At 42.2% G+C, this 17,673-nt stretch carries 15 protein-coding genes and 1 pseudogene; 14 read left to right on the forward strand and 2 right to left on the reverse strand.

Going from position 1 to position 17,673, the window contains the following annotated elements:
• Positions 1–133: 133 nt before the first annotated feature.
• The 8 genes from J7E81_RS18905 (at position 134) to J7E81_RS18935 (ending at position 7,395) form a co-directional block, all read left to right on the forward strand.
• Positions 134–1,276, forward strand: coding sequence for a sensor histidine kinase (locus tag J7E81_RS18905; RefSeq protein WP_215044892.1), 1,143 nt, complete (start codon positions 134–136; stop codon positions 1,274–1,276).
• Positions 1,277–1,324: 48 nt separating this feature from the next.
• Complete coding sequence (locus tag J7E81_RS18910) at positions 1,325–2,011, forward strand: response regulator (RefSeq protein ID WP_215044893.1); 687 nt, start codon at positions 1,325–1,327, stop codon at positions 2,009–2,011.
• A 96-nt stretch (positions 2,012–2,107) separates the two neighbouring features.
• On the forward strand, positions 2,108–2,947 hold the full coding sequence (locus J7E81_RS18915) for a DegV family protein (protein WP_215044894.1): 840 nt from the start codon (positions 2,108–2,110) through the stop codon (positions 2,945–2,947).
• Between the two features lie 276 nt (positions 2,948–3,223).
• Positions 3,224–3,370 (forward strand): hypothetical protein, encoded by a 147-nt coding sequence (locus J7E81_RS18920; RefSeq protein WP_215044895.1) that lies wholly within the window; start codon positions 3,224–3,226, stop codon positions 3,368–3,370.
• Between the two features lie 226 nt (positions 3,371–3,596).
• A complete protein-coding gene (locus J7E81_RS30950) occupies positions 3,597–3,722 on the forward strand; it encodes a hypothetical protein (RefSeq protein WP_285292032.1) in 126 nt (41 codons plus the stop codon).
• 422 nt (positions 3,723–4,144) lie between these two features.
• The gene (locus J7E81_RS18925) at positions 4,145–5,173 is read left to right on the forward strand and encodes a nuclease-related domain-containing protein (RefSeq protein ID WP_215044897.1); all 1,029 of its coding nucleotides are present in this window, start codon (positions 4,145–4,147) and stop codon (positions 5,171–5,173) included.
• 6 nt (positions 5,174–5,179) lie between these two features.
• Positions 5,180–6,682: an ATP-dependent helicase ComFA gene (locus J7E81_RS18930; protein WP_215044899.1), complete on the forward strand. Its 1,503-nt coding sequence runs from the start codon at positions 5,180–5,182 to the stop codon at positions 6,680–6,682.
• Positions 6,679–7,395, forward strand: a complete 717-nt coding sequence (locus tag J7E81_RS18935) for a ComFC family protein (protein ID WP_215044901.1) — start codon at positions 6,679–6,681, stop codon at positions 7,393–7,395. Before J7E81_RS18930 ends, J7E81_RS18935 begins: the two co-directional genes overlap by 4 nt.
• A gap of 24 nt (positions 7,396–7,419) precedes the next feature.
• Here the strand turns inward: J7E81_RS18935 and J7E81_RS18940 are convergent, their stop codons facing one another.
• Entirely contained in the window at positions 7,420–7,917 is a 498-nt protein-coding gene (locus J7E81_RS18940) for a spore coat protein (RefSeq protein WP_215044903.1), read from the reverse strand.
• Between the two features lie 274 nt (positions 7,918–8,191).
• On the opposite strand from J7E81_RS18940, the gene hpf reads away from it, so the two are divergent.
• Together hpf and J7E81_RS18950 are read left to right on the forward strand one after the other, a co-directional pair.
• Positions 8,192–8,740, forward strand: coding sequence for a ribosome hibernation-promoting factor, HPF/YfiA family (hpf, locus tag J7E81_RS18945; RefSeq protein ID WP_215044905.1), 549 nt, complete (start codon positions 8,192–8,194; stop codon positions 8,738–8,740).
• Positions 8,741–8,813: 73 nt separating this feature from the next.
• Positions 8,814–9,654, forward strand: a pseudogene (locus J7E81_RS18950) (DUF1028 domain-containing protein).
• Positions 9,655–10,294: 640 nt separating this feature from the next.
• Here J7E81_RS18950 and secA read toward each other — a convergent pair.
• On the reverse strand, positions 10,295–12,805 hold the full coding sequence (secA, locus tag J7E81_RS18955) for a preprotein translocase subunit SecA (RefSeq protein ID WP_215044907.1): 2,511 nt from the start codon (positions 12,803–12,805) through the stop codon (positions 10,295–10,297).
• Positions 12,806–13,329: 524 nt separating this feature from the next.
• On the opposite strand from secA, the gene J7E81_RS18960 reads away from it, so the two are divergent.
• The 4 genes from J7E81_RS18960 to J7E81_RS18975 are packed head-to-tail and all read left to right on the forward strand — an operon-like array spanning position 13,330 to position 17,642.
• Positions 13,330–14,724: a NapC/NirT family cytochrome c gene (locus J7E81_RS18960; RefSeq protein ID WP_215044909.1), complete on the forward strand. Its 1,395-nt coding sequence runs from the start codon at positions 13,330–13,332 to the stop codon at positions 14,722–14,724.
• Between the two features lie 26 nt (positions 14,725–14,750).
• Entirely contained in the window at positions 14,751–15,914 is a 1,164-nt protein-coding gene (locus tag J7E81_RS18965; RefSeq protein ID WP_215044911.1) for a NapC/NirT family cytochrome c, read from the forward strand.
• 34 nt (positions 15,915–15,948) lie between these two features.
• The gene (locus tag J7E81_RS18970) at positions 15,949–16,656 is read left to right on the forward strand and encodes a tetratricopeptide repeat protein (protein ID WP_215044913.1); all 708 of its coding nucleotides are present in this window, start codon (positions 15,949–15,951) and stop codon (positions 16,654–16,656) included.
• A gap of 20 nt (positions 16,657–16,676) precedes the next feature.
• On the forward strand, positions 16,677–17,642 hold the full coding sequence (locus J7E81_RS18975; protein ID WP_215044915.1) for a 6-bladed beta-propeller: 966 nt from the start codon (positions 16,677–16,679) through the stop codon (positions 17,640–17,642).
• Positions 17,643–17,673: the final 31 nt, after the last annotated feature.

The following is a 17,673-nucleotide window of genomic DNA, read 5'->3' on the forward strand; positions in this document are numbered from 1 at the left end:
AAGGAATGTAACACTATCATTATATTACTTTCACCCCAGAAGAAGGTCAATAAGAGTGTTATCGTTCGCTAATTGCTTTTATTCCATGTAAAATATGTTAAGGGCCTTAAGGGAAAACCCTGGAGGGAATGAAATGAAACTTAAAAAGGTCAATACAAAGTCAATTGATGAAATTCGTGAAGAAATGATTGACAGGGTAACAAGCAGTAAAAGTGATATCTTTCGAATTGGTGAGCAGTGCCGTCAAGATTACGAGAGTATGACATCGGAACTTCGAAATATCAAGGAAATGATGGTTAAGCTCATCGAAGAGGGGAACCAGCTTGAAGATCAGGTTCATCAAGCCCGGCTGATGTTATCAGAAGTTAGTATGAATTTTAAAAAGTATACCGAAGAAGAAGTGCGTGAGGCTTATGAAAAAGCCCACCAGCTTCAAATGGACCTTTCGATCAATTGGCAGTATAAAAAACAGCTTTTGGAAAAACGGGATGATTTGGAGCGGAGATTAATTGGGTTAGATGATACGATTGACCGCGCCGACCAGCTTATTTCCCAAATTTCTGTGGTGATGAATTACTTGACAAGTGATTTAAAACAAGTCGGGGAAGTCATCGAAACGGCCAAAGCCAAACAAGACTTTGGTTTGAAAATTATTGAAGCTCAGGAAGAGGAGCGGAAACGTTTGTCCCGGGAGATTCATGATGGTCCTGCCCAAATGCTGGCCAATGTGATTATGCGTTCTGATCTGATTGAACGTGTTTATCGAGATAAAGGGCCAGAAGAGGCATTTGCTGAAGTTCACAGCTATAAAAAAATGGTGCGGGCCGCGCTTTATGAGGTGCGGAGAATTATTTATGACCTCCGTCCGATGGCACTTGATGATTTAGGCCTTGTCCCCACCCTCAAAAAATACTTACAAACGATCGAAGAATATCATAACCACTCAAGGATCGAGTTTGTGAATGTCGGTCTGGAGCTCCGCCTGCCAACCAAGTATGAGGTTGCGTTGTTCCGGATGATCCAAGAGTCTGTGCAAAACGCGCTTAAGCACGCGAATGCCTGTGTAATCAACGTCAGATTGGAAATTACCAATTCTGCTGTCATCGTCCTTATCAAGGATAACGGTGTTGGATTCGATACGTCGATCAAGAAACCCGAGTCGTTTGGGATGATTGGGATGAGAGAGCGTGTCGACCTGCTTGAAGGGGAAATCACCTATGATTCGAAAATTGGTAAAGGAACGTCCGTCCTCATTCGTGTTCCATTCATTAACTAAAGAAATTATTGCAGCAAATGATAAAATTGTAATAAGGGGGAGTACCACATGACAACCAAAATTGCTATTATTGATGATCACCAACTATTCAGAGAAGGTGTGAAAAGAATACTAGAGTTCGAAAAGTCATTCCAGGTTGTGGCCGAAGGCGATGACGGAAGCGATGCTGTAGGACTAGTGGAACAGTACCAGCCTGATGTGGTAATTATGGATATCAATATGCCGGGTATGAATGGTGTCGAGGCAACCCGTGAGCTTGTTGAAAAATATCCAAGTACAAAAGTCATTATCTTATCGATTCACGATGACGAAAATTATGTGACCCATGCCTTAAAAACAGGTGCATGCGGCTACTTATTAAAGGAAATGGATGCGGACGCTCTGATTGAGGCAGTTCGAGTTGTGGCGGATGGGGGTTCCTACTTACATCCAAAGGTTACCCACAACCTTGTGAATGAATATCGCAAGCTGGCGACAACTGCCGGCCGTTCCGGAGGCGGTTATGTGCAAACACTTGATATCCGCCGGCCATTGCACTTGTTAACCCGCCGTGAATGTGAAGTTCTGCAAATGCTTGCCGATGGAAAAAGTAACCGAGGCATTGGCGAATCCTTATTTATCAGTGAAAAAACAGTTAAAAACCATGTAAGTAATATTTTACAAAAAATGAATGTTAATGACCGTACCCAAGCCGTTGTATCTGCGATTAAAAATGGCTGGGTCGAAGTGAGATAGAGTTGTTAAGGAGCACGCCTAAAATGGGTGTGTTCTTTTTTTGTGGCTTCATATAAAATAAAAGTGTAGTCAAAAATACAAGGATGGTACATTTTTATGAAAACGGCAATTGTCACGGATAGCACCGCGTACATACCGGAGGAATTACGAGAACAATTTACTATACATATGATCCCGTTAAATGTGATTTTCGGGACAGAGGTATACGAAGAAGAAATCGATTTAACCGCGAATGCGTTTTATGAAGAGATAAAAACAAAAGATTTACCGACGACATCCCAGCCTCCGATTGGGAAGTTTGTCGAGCTTTTTGAGGAACTGGCAGCCGATTATGATGCGGTGATTAGTATTCATTTGTCGAGCGGTATCAGCGGTACGTACCAAGGCGCTGTGACTGCTGGGACCATGGTGGAGGGGATTAAGGTTTATCCGTTTGATTCTGAGATCAGCTGCATGGTTCAGGGGTTCTATGCGCTAGAGGCAGCTGAAATGGCCCGGCGCGGGGAGTCGCCTGAGCGGATTATCAGCCGGTTGGAAGAGTTGAAGCAGTCAGCTGATGCTTATTTCATGGTGGATGACTTGTCTAATCTGCAGCGAGGCGGCCGTCTGTCGAGTGCTCAAGCCTTTATCGGCAGTTTGTTGCAGGTGAAGCCGCTGCTGCACTTTGAAGAGAAGGTCATTGTGCCATTTGAAAAAATTCGTACCCGGAAAAAGGCGTTAAAACGGATTGTTGATTTACTGGGTGAAGCTGTCTCCGACGGCGCGGAATACCGGGCTGTGATTATCCATGCCAATCGCGAGGCGGAGGCGGAGGAGTGGCGTGAAGAGTTAGCGGGTCTGTATCCTCAGGTTGAGTTTATGACCGGCTATTTTGGAGCGGTGATTGGTACCCATCTTGGTGAGGGTGCGATGGGAATGGGTTGGATGAAAAAATAAGATTGTTAGTTTGCTGCCATTCCGGTGTTTGGACCGGGATGGCTTTTTTGATTGGTGCTGGAATGGTGAGTGGGGTGGGAGTGCGGAAATAATGGGGATTTGTCCGGGAAAAAGAGAGATGTGTACGGAATTATTAAGGAAGTTCGCGGAAATAAATCGGGAGCCTGCGGAATTCTGTATTAAGTGTGCGGAAATGGAACGGGCCGGCAACTTGGTTTAAAGCGAGATATAGAAAAAGGTAATTGAAAAGAGGAGGTTTACGGAAATAATGGAGATTTGTACGGAAATAAGAGAGAAGTGTACGGAATTATTAAGGAAGTTCGTGGAAATAAATCGGAAACCTGCGGAATTCTGGGCCAAGTCTACGGAATTGAAAAGGCAGCCAACCAGGTAACAGAGCTAGATTTAAAACATGGTAATTGAAAAAGAAGGTTGTACGGAAATACTAGGGACTTATACGGAAAAAAGTGAGAAGTGTACGGAATTATTAAGGAAGTATACGGAAATAAATCGGAAACCTGCGGAATTGTGGGCAAAGTCTACGGTATTGAAAGGCCCCCAACCTGGTAACAGAGCTATTTTTAGAAAAAGGTAACTAAAAAGAAGGGTTTACGGAAATAAAGGGGATTTATACGGAAAAAAGTGAGAAGTGTACGGAATTATTAAGGAAGTATACGGAAATAAATCGGAAACCTGTGGAATTGTGGGCCAAGTCTACGGAATTGAAAAGGCAGCCAACCAGGTAACAGAGTTAGTTTTAGAAAATGGTAATTGAAAAAGAAGAGTTTACGGAAATAATGGGGATTTGTACGGAAAAAAGAGAGAAGTGTACGGAATTATTAAGGAAGTATACGGAAATAAATCGGAAACCTGCGGAATTGTGGGCCAAGTCTACGGAATTGGAAAGGCCCCCAACCTGGTAATAGAGCTATTTTTAGAAAAAGGTAATTGAAAAGAAGAGGTTTACGGAAATAATGGAGATTTGTACAGAAAAACATGAGAAGTATACGGATTATTAAGAAAGTACACAGAAATAAATCAGAAACCCACGGAATTCCAGTCCAAGTCCACGGAATCACAAACGGAGTCAACCCGATCACATTAGAAAAAAACTTAAAAAAACCAAAAAATTTTCCACCAACAGGTAGGAATCTATCAAAAAATGTAGAATTATAAAGAAAAAAGGAGTGATGTATATTGGTTATAAAAGAACTAACGCTTCCGCAAAGACTTACCCTAACCGTTAGCTTAAAAAAATACCTAAACCGCAACCACCCAATGTATCCAGTAATAGAAAAAGATCTAGCCAAAAGATGGGCAGGCTACTGGGGCGAATGGGCACTAGCGAACTACATGAAAGAACTGCCGCAAGAAAAGTACCTAATCCTCCACGACCTTCAGCTCAAACTCCACGATATCTGCTTCCAAATTGATACCTTGCTAATCTCTCAAACCCATATCCTGATCATCGAAGCCAAAAATATCATCGGAACATTATATTTTGATAATGTCTTTAACCAACTCATCCGAAAAAACCCGGAAGCACCAGAAGAGTCCTTTGAGGACCCGCGAATCCAATGCCGAAGACTGCAATCCCTTCTTAAAAGATGGCTAATCCTTCATCATTTCCACTTGCTCCCTATCGATTACCTTGTTTTTTTCAAAAGCACCAACAAAACCATCTTAAAAACCAGCGGTACCGGAACAGATCTTACAAGAATTTGTAAAGGAAGAGACCTTTTTAGTAAAATTGAAGATTCCGAAAAACGATTCCAACAAGGTAAAATCCAAGCCTCCAAAAGGAATGAAATAGCCCAATTCCTCTTAAGCCAGCATACCCCAAAACAAATTGATATATTACAAGAGTATGGTCTCACCAGAACAGACTTACTCAAAGGTGTCCCATGCCCAAATTGTACCTACCTTCCAATGGATTACCAAGCAGGAAAATGGAACTGTCCAAAATGCAGCTCTGCCTCCAAAGAAGCCCATATCGAAGCACTCATTGATTATTTCCTCTTGATTAAACCGTCCATCACAAACCGTGAATGCCAGACCTTCTTTCAAATCCCAACACCAGACATCTCAAGAAATATGTTAATCTCTCTCAGCCTTCCAACTTCAGGTCATACCAAAAAACGCTTGTATCATCAATGGCCCGGCGATAAAAGTTATGTAATGGCAGCAGACAAAATCATCGCCCAACATCAAATTTATAGAAGGTGATCACACATGCGATTTATCGAAAAAGACAACCTAATAATCCCAAGCACAACAAAAGAGGATACCCTGCCCATCTCACAAATCCCAACCATTCCGAACCCACCGATTAACCCCGCATTCACTTACAATCGGGATCTACAACAGCAGCTTACCGGCAAACAGCTCCTTCTCGAGGACCTTCCATTCCCGCTCACTGACATTCAGGCACATTATCAACATGGATACCTCACCTACCGAAAAGGAATCGAAAATAGCGGTAAACACCCACTATGTGCCCGTTGTGGCAACAAGGATCCGCAATGGTTTGCTGCCTTTCCATGCGCTCGATGCAAAGAGACCTGTCTGTATTGCCGCAACTGTCTGATGATGGGGAGAATCAGTGAATGCACACCGCTTATAGGCTGGAACGGCCCTGCCCCTGACATTCAGATCCCAGCCCAAATCATGGCCTGGCAGGGGACACTCTCTGAAGGGCAAAAAGTTGCTTCCCATCATGTTGTCGAGGCGATCGAGCAAAGCCAAGAGCACCTCATTTGGGCCGTTTGCGGGGCAGGCAAAACGGAGGTCTTGTTTGCTGGAATCGAATCCGCACTAGCCGCGAAAAAAAGAATCTGCATTGCCACGCCAAGAACGGATGTTGTCTTAGAACTCACCCCCAGATTAAAAGCGGCCTTTCCAGATATCCCCATTGCTTCCCTATACGGTGGGAGTGAGGACCGCCACCTATTTGCCCCGCTAACCATCGCGACCACCCATCAGCTTCTTCGTTTTTATCATGCCTTCGATGCCATCATATTAGATGAAGTCGACGCCTTTCCTTATACAGTCGAAGAGTCGCTCCAGTATGCAGCCGTTCAAGCCCGGAAACCAGCTTCCGCGATGATTTACCTCACCGCGACTCCTAATTCCAAATGGCAAAGAGAATGCCGAACAGGTAAAAGGCCGTATACGACCATTCCGGCCCGATTTCACCGTAAACCGCTCCCGGTCCCAGAATTCATTTGGTGCGGCAACTGGCAAAAACAGCTTGAAAAAGGGAAGCTGCCTCCCAATGTGGTTAAGTGGATTAAAACCAGAATCCAAGCGGACAAACAAACGTTAGTCTTTTTTCCACATATTCCGTTGATGGAAAAAGCATTGGCCATCTTACGAAAAATTCATCCTGCCATCGAAGCAGTCCATGCCGAAGACCCGGACCGAAAAAGAAAGGTGCAAAAAATGCGGAACAAAGAAGTTCTAATGCTCCTTACCACCACCATCCTTGAGCGAGGGGTAACTTTTCCCAATATCGATGTAGCCGTAGTGGGAGCGGAGGATGCTATTTTTACCGAAAGTGCCCTCGTCCAAATTGCCGGACGTGCAGGGCGAAGCAAGGATCACCCAACTGGGGTGGTAACTTTTTTTCATTATGGAAAAACCGAAGACATGCTAAAGGCGAAAAGACAGATTGTCACGATGAACCGAGAAGGATTTAACAAGGGATTACTTGATCAAAAGGGGGCTGTAAAATGAATCTATTCCAGCAAGACCGTTGTCTTTACTGCCACAAGGTGATAACACCTCTTGTTAGTTGGGATACATTACTCTCACCAGAAAAGGAATCCCTTCTATGCCCAACTTGTGAAGGCAGGCTGGAGAACATTGCAGGGGAAACCTGCCGGATTTGCAGTCGGCCATTTCACCATTTAAATGAACAATTCCGTGATGGGGACTTGTGCCATGATTGCACACGCTGGGAGGAGGACCCTGACTGGCAGGGCTTTCTTGAAAAGAATCATGCTCTTTACCTATACAACGATTTTTTAAAAGACTTGATTGCCGTGTACAAATTTCGCGGAGATTATGTATTGGCCAAGATATTTGCGGAACTTTTTAAAAAGGAAATCACTAAAATTACCCCAGATTTACTTGTTCCTATTCCTTTAAGTGAAGAGCGGCTGTATGAACGCGGCTTTAATCAGGCAACGGTAGTCCTAACCTTTGCAGGCTTCCAATCGGATGATATCCTTTCGCGGGTCCATTCTGAAAAACAATCGAAAAAATCAAGGGAAGAGCGGATCCATATCCCGCAGGTCTTTAAAGTTGAGCCTGACAGTGAAATACAAGGAAAAAGGATTTTATTAGTTGATGATATATACACAACCGGCTCGACACTTAGGCATGCAGCTAAACTTCTAAAAGGGGCAGGGGCGGCGAGCGTCCAATCATTTACGATTGCAAGATAGACTCGGCGCCCGCCGCGCCTGAAATTAGAATCGCATCTTTAGTGCCTTTTGAGCATTTTCAATATCATGACCGAGCAGAAGACCTAAATCGTAGGCAGGATAGTAGCCATGTTTGTGCATATAGTTAAAAACTCTCTCGTGGCCATGAATTGCTCCCATCAGCTGATTTGTAAAGGTTCTTCGTAAAGCAGGGGTGGCTGTTTCCGTGATGGCAACAGAAAGATTTCGCACCATTGTTTTCGATAAAGCCAATAAATCGCCGGCGAAGAAGCCAATATCTTCGCGAACCTCTTCCTCTTCACGGGCTTGATAGCCTTGGGCGGAAGGATAATATTTCAGTAATTCGTTAAGGTTTTTTTCCAGATCCTGAATACATAAACGGTATAATTCTCTTAGCTCGGAGTCAGTCACTTTATTGATCGACATTTTCAGTTTCATTAATCCTAAGGATTGAAATGCCACCAGCTCATGTAATTCCAGGGTCTCATGCCAGGCTAGCTTCTTCCGATTTTCCTGTTCCATGATTTGCATCCTCCATTCATGTTCACATCAATGTAACGTATTCCCTAGGCATATGAGTGGCAAATTGTCCTCCAAAATAATAAGATAAATATATGAATAACCATTCACTTTAGTAAAAATATCCCAGTAAAGTCAACGATTGTAATCCCTATAGGCACTATTACCCTATTGTTTTTGTCAAAAATTCGACAAAATTAATATCCGGTTTTAGCAGGAATCTCATAGGGTAAAATAGAATTGTATTTACATAGCCTTAACAAAAGGAGGAGTCCACATGAAATACAACGTACGTGGCGAAAACATTGAGGTTACTCCAGCAATTAGAGAGTATGTTGAAAAGAAGATTTCTAAATTAGAGCGTTATTTTACTGAGGCACCTGATGCAAATGTAAACGTGAATCTTAGATTCAATCAAGATAAATCTTCAAAAGTAGAGGTCACTATTCCACTACCGCAACTAGTATTACGCGCTGAAGAAACAAACGTTGATATGTATGCAGCGATTGACTTGATTACTGACAAGCTTGAGCGTCAAATCCGCAAGCACAAAACGAAAGTAAACCGTAAATTCCGTGAAAAAGGGGAACCTTCATTCACTTTTGCAGCAACTGAAAGCCCTGAAGCTCACGATCATGATGAAGAAGATTTAGAATTAGTCCGTACGAAGCGTTTTGACTTAAAACCAATGGACAGTGAAGAAGCAATTCTGCAAATGAACATGCTGGGCCACAGCTTCTATGTATTTAATAATTCTGATACTAACCGTACAAATGTTGTTTATAAGCGTAAAGATGGCCGTTATGGCTTAATTGAAGCACAGTAAACGTGATACAGGAACGCTGCTCCCTTTTCGGAGCAGTGTTTTTTTATAAAAACGCTTAGGTGGAGGTTACATCATGACATTTTCAATCGTTGGCTATGACCCAATAGAAAAAGAATGGGGAATTGCCGTACAGTCTAAGTTTTTAGGGGTAGGTTCAGTAGTTCCTTGGGCAAAAGCGGGTGTCGGTGCGGTTGCCACTCAGTCATATGCCAATACGGCTTATGGTCCAAACGGGCTTGAATTAATGGCTCAGGGAAAAACAGCGTTAAGAGGTGTTTGAACTATTAATTGCCGACGACCCTGAGCGGGAGATGCGCCAGTTCGGCTTAATTGATGCCGAAGGAAACGCTGCCTTTACTGGTAAGGAATGCTATGATTGGGCAGGAGGGCTCACAGGGGCTCATTTTGCCGCACAAGGAAATATTTTAGTGGACGAAAAGACCTGTGAACGCGATGGGACGCGTGTTTGAGGAGACTCACGGAACTCTTGCATCAAGATTGCTTGCGGCATTGGATGCGGGGCAAGAAGCCGGCGGGGACAGCAGAGGCAAGCAGTCGTCGGGACTATTCGTGGTAAAGGAAGCGGCGGCTATGGCGGCTTTAATGACCGCTATGTGGACCTCCGCGTTGATGATCATCCAGACCCGATTAAGGCCTTAATCCGACTCTATCAGCTTCAGCAATTATATTTTGCGCCATCAAAACCAAAGAAGATCGTCGCGGTTGAAGGGAAGGTAAAAGCGGAGTTAATTGTACAGTTGGGAAGATGGGGCTATTTAACGGGTGATATGATTGGGATCGAGGAAGTTTATCGTGCGTTAACCAACTTTATTCATACAGAAAACCTTGAAATGAGAGAACAGCCTACAGGATTAATTGACTTAGAGATCTTAGAATATATGAACAGGAACTAATAAAAATAGAGTTGTCCCCATGTGGATAACTCTATTTTTATATTCTTATCCACAAAATTCTGAATGTTATGCACATTAGTCACAGGTGTTAGATAAAAAATGTGTATAAAGTCCTGAGAGAAGGGGAGGGATGGTGGATTTCTATGAAAACTTCTCCTATAGAACAAAGTTCAGGTATTTCCTTTGTGAATTGTCTAAAAGGATTAAGCCTATTGGACAAAACGCTTAGTGTATATTTAATACTGTTCAATATAGAGCCCCAATAAGACAAAACTCTTGTGATTTATCGAAAATTGTTCAATAGAAGCACTCTAATAGACAATAACCTAGTGCTGCCAAAGAAGATTGTCCAATAGAAGGACTCTAATAGACAAAAACCTTGTGCTGCCAAAGAAGATTGTCCAATAGAAGGACTCTAATAGACAGAAACCTTGTACTGCCAAAGAAGATTGTCCAATAGATGCGCATCTATCGGACAACACTCTCGAGAATGCTAGAAAACTGTCCAATAGAGAGGTATTCATTAGAAAACGGATAAGAGCATAAAAATGGCCAGCGACAAAATCGCTGACCGAAACACAAAATCTTTAAGAATTTCCTGCGCCAATGCCATAGCGGCTGGTGTGCTGCGCTCTTCTTCTTATTTCCCAGCTCCACAGCAGTTTTTATACTTCTTACCACTGCCGCAGATACACGGAGCATTACGGCCGACATCCAGCTGCTTCACTTTTGGCTTCTGCTTCACTGGTTCGCCGTCTTCCTTCGGATTCACCGCTTGGCCTTTCGCCACCTCTTGACGCTCGAGATTATTGCGAATTTCTGCCTTCATGATATACATGGCTGTTTCATCCTCAATGGATTGAATCATCGCCTCAAACATGGCGAACCCTTCATGCTGGTATTCACGAAGCGGATCAATTTGTCCATAAGCGCGCAGATGGATTCCTTGACGAAGCTGATCCATGGCATCAATATGGTCCGTCCATTTAGAGTCAACCGCTCTTAATGTAACAACCTTCTCGAATTCACGCATTTGCTCAGGGAACAGAATCTGTTCTTTCTCCTCGTAGCGCTCCTTGACTTTTGCAAAGATCTCTTCGACGATCTCTTCCGGCTCTTTGCCTTTTAAGTCATCTACCGTGATATCACCTTCATGAAGAAGGGTGGCCTGAACATATTCAACAATCGCTTGCAGATCCCATGCTTCCTCATCCTCATGACGTGGGGCATGAACATCGACATTCCGCTCAATCGAGTTTAGAATCATCTTCTGAACGATGTCGCGCAGGTTCTCAGACTCCAATACCTCATCACGCTGCGAGTAAATGATCTCACGCTGCTGACGAAGGACATCGTCATATTGCAAGAGCTGTTTACGAGCATCAAAGTTGTTGCCCTCTACCCGTTTTTGCGCAGATTCAACGGCACGGGAGACCATTTTGCTCTGGATTGGCTGGCTGTCGTCCATGCCAAGTCGCTGCATCATGGCTTTCATATTGTCAGAGCCAAAGCGGCGCATCAATTCATCTTCCATCGATAAGTAGAACTGGGTAACACCAGGATCCCCTTGACGTCCGGAACGTCCACGAAGCTGGTTATCAATCCGTCGGCTTTCATGGCGCTCGGTGCCAATTACCGCGAGACCGCCTAGTTCGATCACACCCTCACCAAGCTTAATGTCTGTACCACGACCGGCCATGTTCGTCGCAATCGTAACCGAACCCTGATGGCCTGCTTCCGCAATGATCTCCGCTTCCCGTTCATGGTTTTTCGCATTCAAGACATTATGCTGAATCCGTTTTTTGGATAAATAATTGGAAATTAATTCGGATGTCTCGATCGCGACCGTACCAACCAGCACTGGTTGTCCCTTTTGATGGCGTTCCGCAATATCTTCCACCACTGCACGGAATTTGCCGTCCATCGTTGCATAAATCAAATCGGCACGATCATCACGGGCAATAGGTCTATTTGTTGGAATGACAATAACATTCATATTATAGATGTTGCGGAATTCCTCTTCTTCCGTTTTTGCTGTACCTGTCATACCGGCTAATTTTTCATACATCCGGAAGTAGTTTTGGAACGTAATCGTTGCCATGGTCATGCTTTCATTTTGGACCTCAAGACCTTCTTTCGCTTCAATGGCCTGGTGCAGACCTTCGCTATAACGGCGGCCCTTCATCAAACGGCCGGTAAATTGGTCAACAATGACAATCTCGCCGTCTTGAACAACGTAATCGATATCCAGGTGCATACTAACATTGGCTTTTAACGCCTGGTTAATATGATGGTTCAAGGTAACATGGGCCATATCGAAGAGGTTTTCAATTCCGAACGCTTTTTCAGCTTTACTAATTCCTTCTTCGGTGAGCATAACGCCCTTTGTTTTCTCGTCATAGGTGTAATCTACTTCTTTTGTCAACGTCCGCACAAACGCATTCGCTTGAATATAAAGGACAGCTGATTTCTGAGCTGAACCAGAGATAATCAATGGTGTACGGGCTTCGTCAATTAAGATGGAGTCAACCTCGTCAATGACCGCATAAAAAAGCGGGCGCTGAACCTTTTGCTCTTTATAAAGGACCATATTGTCACGAAGGTAGTCGAAACCAAATTCGTTGTTTGTTCCGTACGTAATATCCGCAGCATAGGCAGCCTGCTTTTCTTCACTATCCATACTGTTTAGGTTTAAGCCTACAGTGAGGCCTAAAAACTCATACAGTTGACCCATTTCAGTGGCGTCACGGCTTGCCAAGTATTCGTTGACGGTGACAACGTGAACACCCTTACCAGAAAGGGCATTTAAGTAAACCGGCATCGTTGCCGTTAATGTTTTACCTTCCCCGGTCTTCATTTCCGAAATGTTACCTTCATGCAATGAAATACCACCCATTAATTGGACGTGGTATGGATATAATCCAAGCACACGGCGGGCACCTTCACGGACAACTGCAAATGCTTCTACAAGCAAATCATCAAGTGTTTCGCCTTTTTGATAGCGTGCTTTAAACTCTTCTGTTCTTTCGCGAAGCTGATCATCTGTTAATCTTTCGGTTTCGGTTGCAAGTGTATCAATCTTGGCTGCAAGCTTGTCTAACCGCTTCAACTCGCGTTTGTTCAAATCAAATACTTTATTTAAAATCCCCATACCTGATGAACGCTCCTTTATCTGAGACTAATTCACATTAAATATCCATGTCAAAAATGTTCGATAATTACCCTTTTCATCTTACCATTTACTTTTTATAGTGACAACAATGTTAAAAACAGAGTAAAAAGGGTGATTCTACTATTATATAATAACTACTCATCGAACTACTACTAAAGCGCAATCAAAAATTCGATTTTCCGACAATATTGACAGACTTATGGCACTTTTGTGACCTGGGAGACCATGATGGTTTTAAATGAATAACGGTTGTATAAAATACAATACTTTTGTATAAAAATGAACAATTGCGGATGTTTGCACTATTGTAGTAGTGCTAATTAAACCCCCTAAAAACAACATTTGTATGTTGTTTTTAGGAAAAAACAAACTCGCGAAAAGTATGAAGAAATATTCACAAATTGTACATTGGAATATACTCTTACAATGTTAGATACTACCTGTAGAGAGGTTAATATGGAAAATAAATAGAGAAATAGTCCGAAATGGGAAGGGTGAGTTAAGTGGCCATTTGGGGGAAAAAGAAAAATAAAGAAACAGATCCCGATAGAAAAAAAGTTGGCCCAATCCGCAGACTCTGGCAAAAGTTCAGAGGAATTGACTGGAAGAACCCAGTTAATAGATGGAAGTTATTATTTGTTTCATTAATTGGCTGTATTGTTTTATTTGGCGGTGGATATGGAGTTCTTTCCTTTACCAACTCGCCGTCCTTCTGTTCTAGCTGTCATGAAATGCAGCCGGAATATACTTCTTATACAGCTAGTGCCCACAACCAGATTTCCTGTGTTCAGTGTCATATTAAGCCAGGTACGGTAAATATGCTGACACACAAAATGAAGTCGTTGAAAGAAGTGTACTACCACGTTACAGGAGTACCAGAACAAATTGTTCAAACAGAAGAAGAAGCAGTTTCAAGTCAGAACTGTTTACAATGTCACTCGAAAAACCGGCTGGTTACAGCCTCAGGCGATTTAAAGGTAAATCACAAAGGACATATCGAAAAAGGGATCCCTTGTATTACCTGTCACTCAGGTGTCGTTCACGCAAAAATGGCCTCTCGCGGTATCAACACGGAAGAGGTTCGCGGTGATTGGACAAAGGCAAGTGCCGAAAAGTTAATGGAAGAAAAATACTTGAGACCGAATATGGGTACCTGTATTGACTGTCACGACAAAGTAAATAATGGCGAAAAGCCTTGGTTAGAAGCTTCTTACAATGTTCCACCGAATCCGGAAGAAGCAGCGAAAAAATTGGAAGAAAGTAAAAACGTAACAACCAGTGAAACAACCACTACTGCTGCTGCAATTGAAAGTAAAAATACAGCCACAACAAGTGAATCAGAAGCTGCAACGCTAGCAGCACATGATCAAAAAACACAAGACATCATTCTTCAAGCCATTGGTAAGCAGCAAAAAGACGTAAAGCTTTCCATGGCCTGTGAAACTTGTCATAAAAAGGTGAAGGTGCCAAAGAGCCATAAAGTGGCAGGGTGGAGCGGAGCCCACGGCAGCACGGCCATTCAAAGCTTAGACAAGTGTGTAAACTGTCACCAAGATTCTAAATGGGCCAGAGCTATTCCAAAAGAAGATATTATCTCTCTTCTTAAGATGAAGACAAAAACACACTATGAACCAAACCTAATAGTTGTTAAAGATCAAACCAGAATCAATAAGTTCTGTAGTGCATGTCACGCCGACCGCCCATCAGGACACGGGACAAGTGATGCCTGGTTAACAGGACACGCTAAGAAGGCCTTAACAGCAGATCAAAAAGAAGAATGTTTCGTCTGTCATGACCGGGTAAAACCAGTAGCAGGTTCAACAACTCCAAAAGCACCAACGGATGTTTATTGCCAATACTGTCACAGAACAGGTTTTAAGTCTCCAGTAAAGAACTAATTAAATCTTAAAGGAGGGTCGCTTTTATGGATGAGGAGCACAATCAAGAGCTGCCCGCCCCTCCAAAATTTCGCTATAAATTAATCAAAATAGCAACGTTAACTCTGTTGTTTCTAGTTCTTTTGTCCTTTGCAGGGTTCTTCGGACTAGAAACAACCTCAAGCTCAAAGGTTTGCACATCCTGCCATGAGATGAAACCAGAGTACTATACGTGGAAAGCCTCTACGCACAGCGAGGTTGCTTGTACCAGCTGTCATAAGGATGCAGTGTACAAGGATTTAGCGAAAGATAAGGCCCAAAAATTAGTGGCTCAATTAAAAAAACAATCTAAGGGTACTTCAGCAGCACCGATACGTATGCCTGGTGAAATACCGAATATTGCATGTGAATCTTGTCACAATGTTTTTACAAGAGAAGTAACGCCTTCAGGGGATATCATTATTCCCCATGACAAACATGAAAATAAAGGTGTCGAATGTGTGCAATGTCATAGTGGGGTTGCACATGGAAAAGTAGCGGATCGAAAAATGACCTACACAACCGACTTAGATAGATGGGATAGTCAAGTTGGTACAGAAGCGATGTCAGATATTAAGTTTATCCGGCCGGATATGGATACGTGTATTGAATGCCATAAGGCACGGAAAGTGACAACCGAATGCAGTGCTTGTCATAAAACGGGAATGGTTCCAAAAAGTCATAAGAAAGCAAACTTTGCAACCAAGACACATGGACTACAAGCTGCAACTAACTTACAAAAGTGCAATCAATGCCATAAGGATATGTCAACAGTCCCAATTGAGGGATACGAGGATGTTCCAGCAGTAACGAAGTATCTTCATAAGGATAGCGGCACCATTCAAAAGTTAAAGAACCAATACGATTATGCAAAGGAAAATACCTTCTGTAAAGATTGCCACAGCAAGCGCCCTGCCAGTCATTCAAGCAGTTGGATGAAGGACCATGGCAGTGAAGCTTCAAAAAATAAGCAAGAATGTTTAGCGTGCCATAACTACCAACAAGCAGGTGGAGTTAGTACAACAATGGTTGCTTGCGCGTCTTGTCATCCCGCTTTGCATAAGGGATTTGATAAAGAAAGGCATCCAATACCACTAGCAGAAAAGCAAAGTGTTACTGAGAAATGTTATACCTGTCATGTAAAAAATAAATGCGCAGCCTGTCATAAATAATAGGCGGGTACGTTGCTAGATTAGGAGGGTTCATATGGAAGCTCAAGAACATCCACTCAATCAAGAACAAGAGACACGTACAAAACAAGAAACTGATAAGAAAAAAAAGACATCAAAAAATGAAAAATTTAAATGGTGGCAAACCCTTCTCCTATTAACCCTGACCTTAGTTATCTCAGTTGGAGCAGGATATTATGTAAGCAGTAAATATTTGTGGTCAAGCTACGATCAAGACCAACTAAAGCAGCAATTACAAAGCGCAAAAGATACTGTTGATAAAAAGCCTAATGACCCCAAATCCTACGTAAGCCTTGGTTATGCTTATTTCTTAAATGGGGACAACGATGAAGCCATTAACCAATACAAGATCGCTCTAGATTTAGATAAGAATGATTTTGATGCTTACTTCAATCTTGGACTTGTCTATAACAAAGAAAATAGACTTAATGACTCAGTGAAAATGGCGCAAAAGGCAACGGAGATCTCACCAAAAGACTACAAAGGATTTTTGTTAAAAGGAATGTCTTACCGTCAACTCAAGATGTATAGCGATTCCATTGAGGCATTAAATGAAGCAAATAAGTTAATGCCAGGAAATACAGATATACTTTATGAAATTGGTCGTGTTGCGGAAGACCAAGGTGATAAAAAGAATGCGGAAGAAATCTACAAAGACGCACTAAATTACGACCCTATGTACAAACCAGCCTTAGAAGGGCTCAAGAGAATCGGCAAAAAATAGCTAACAAGGGGTGAAAACCAGTGAAGAAAAAAACCATGTACATGTGGATGGGCGGAATAGTTATCCTAGTAATAGCAGCGTTTACTGCTATCTATTTTCTAAATATGGAGTCAACTGTAAAAAAGGCATCAAATGTGATTGACCCTAATTCACCTCCAACCTTTAGTCAGCTTTTTTACGGTGATTTTGATAATGCACTAGACAAACCAATGGATGTTGCCAAAATTGGAGAATTCATCTACGTATCTGATACTAACAATAAAAGAGTTCAAGTTTTTGATAGTTCAGGGTCACCTGTCTTTAAGTTTGGTAAAGAAGGCGAAGGTAAAGGTGAATTTAAATTTCCATACGGGATTGCTGGAGATAAAAAAGGAAATGTGTATGTAGCGGATTTATATAACGGTAAGATTTCTATTTTTGATTCAAAAGGCAAATTTATTAAATACTTTGATGATAAAGAAAAACTAATAAAGTCGCCTGCTGGAATAAGAATTTTTAATGAAAAATTATATGTAACTGATGTACAACAAAACAAAGTATTTGTATTAAATCTTTCTGGTAAGAAGCTACAGGAAATTAGTACCGGTGCAACTAAGGATGACACATTTAAAGCACCGAATGCAATTGCCTTAGATAAAAAGACAGATGAACTGTTTATCTGTGATTCAGGAAATCAGCGAGTCCTAGCTTATGATAAAAAAGGAAAATACCTACGAACTATTAATGGTTCTAAAGATGGTAAAGGTTCTTCCGTATTTGTTAATCCACGTGGAATTGGTATTGACTCAAGAGGTGTTCTTTATGTAGTAAACAATTTATCTCATACGATTTATGGATTTAATGAAAAAGGTGAGCAAGTCTTTACGTTTGGATCTATGGGAGATCAAAATGAACAGTTCTATCTTCCTAATGGATTATATGTGGATGATAATGACCGGGTTTATATTACCGATACGTTAAATCAGCGTGTGGCGTTATACTATTAAGCTTTCCTTATTTAAGGAGGTGGTGTCTGGA

The sequence above is a fragment of the Bacillus sp. ISL-18 genome, from assembly GCF_018613415.1.
Lineage (GTDB): Bacteria > Bacillota > Bacilli > Bacillales > Cytobacillaceae > Neobacillus.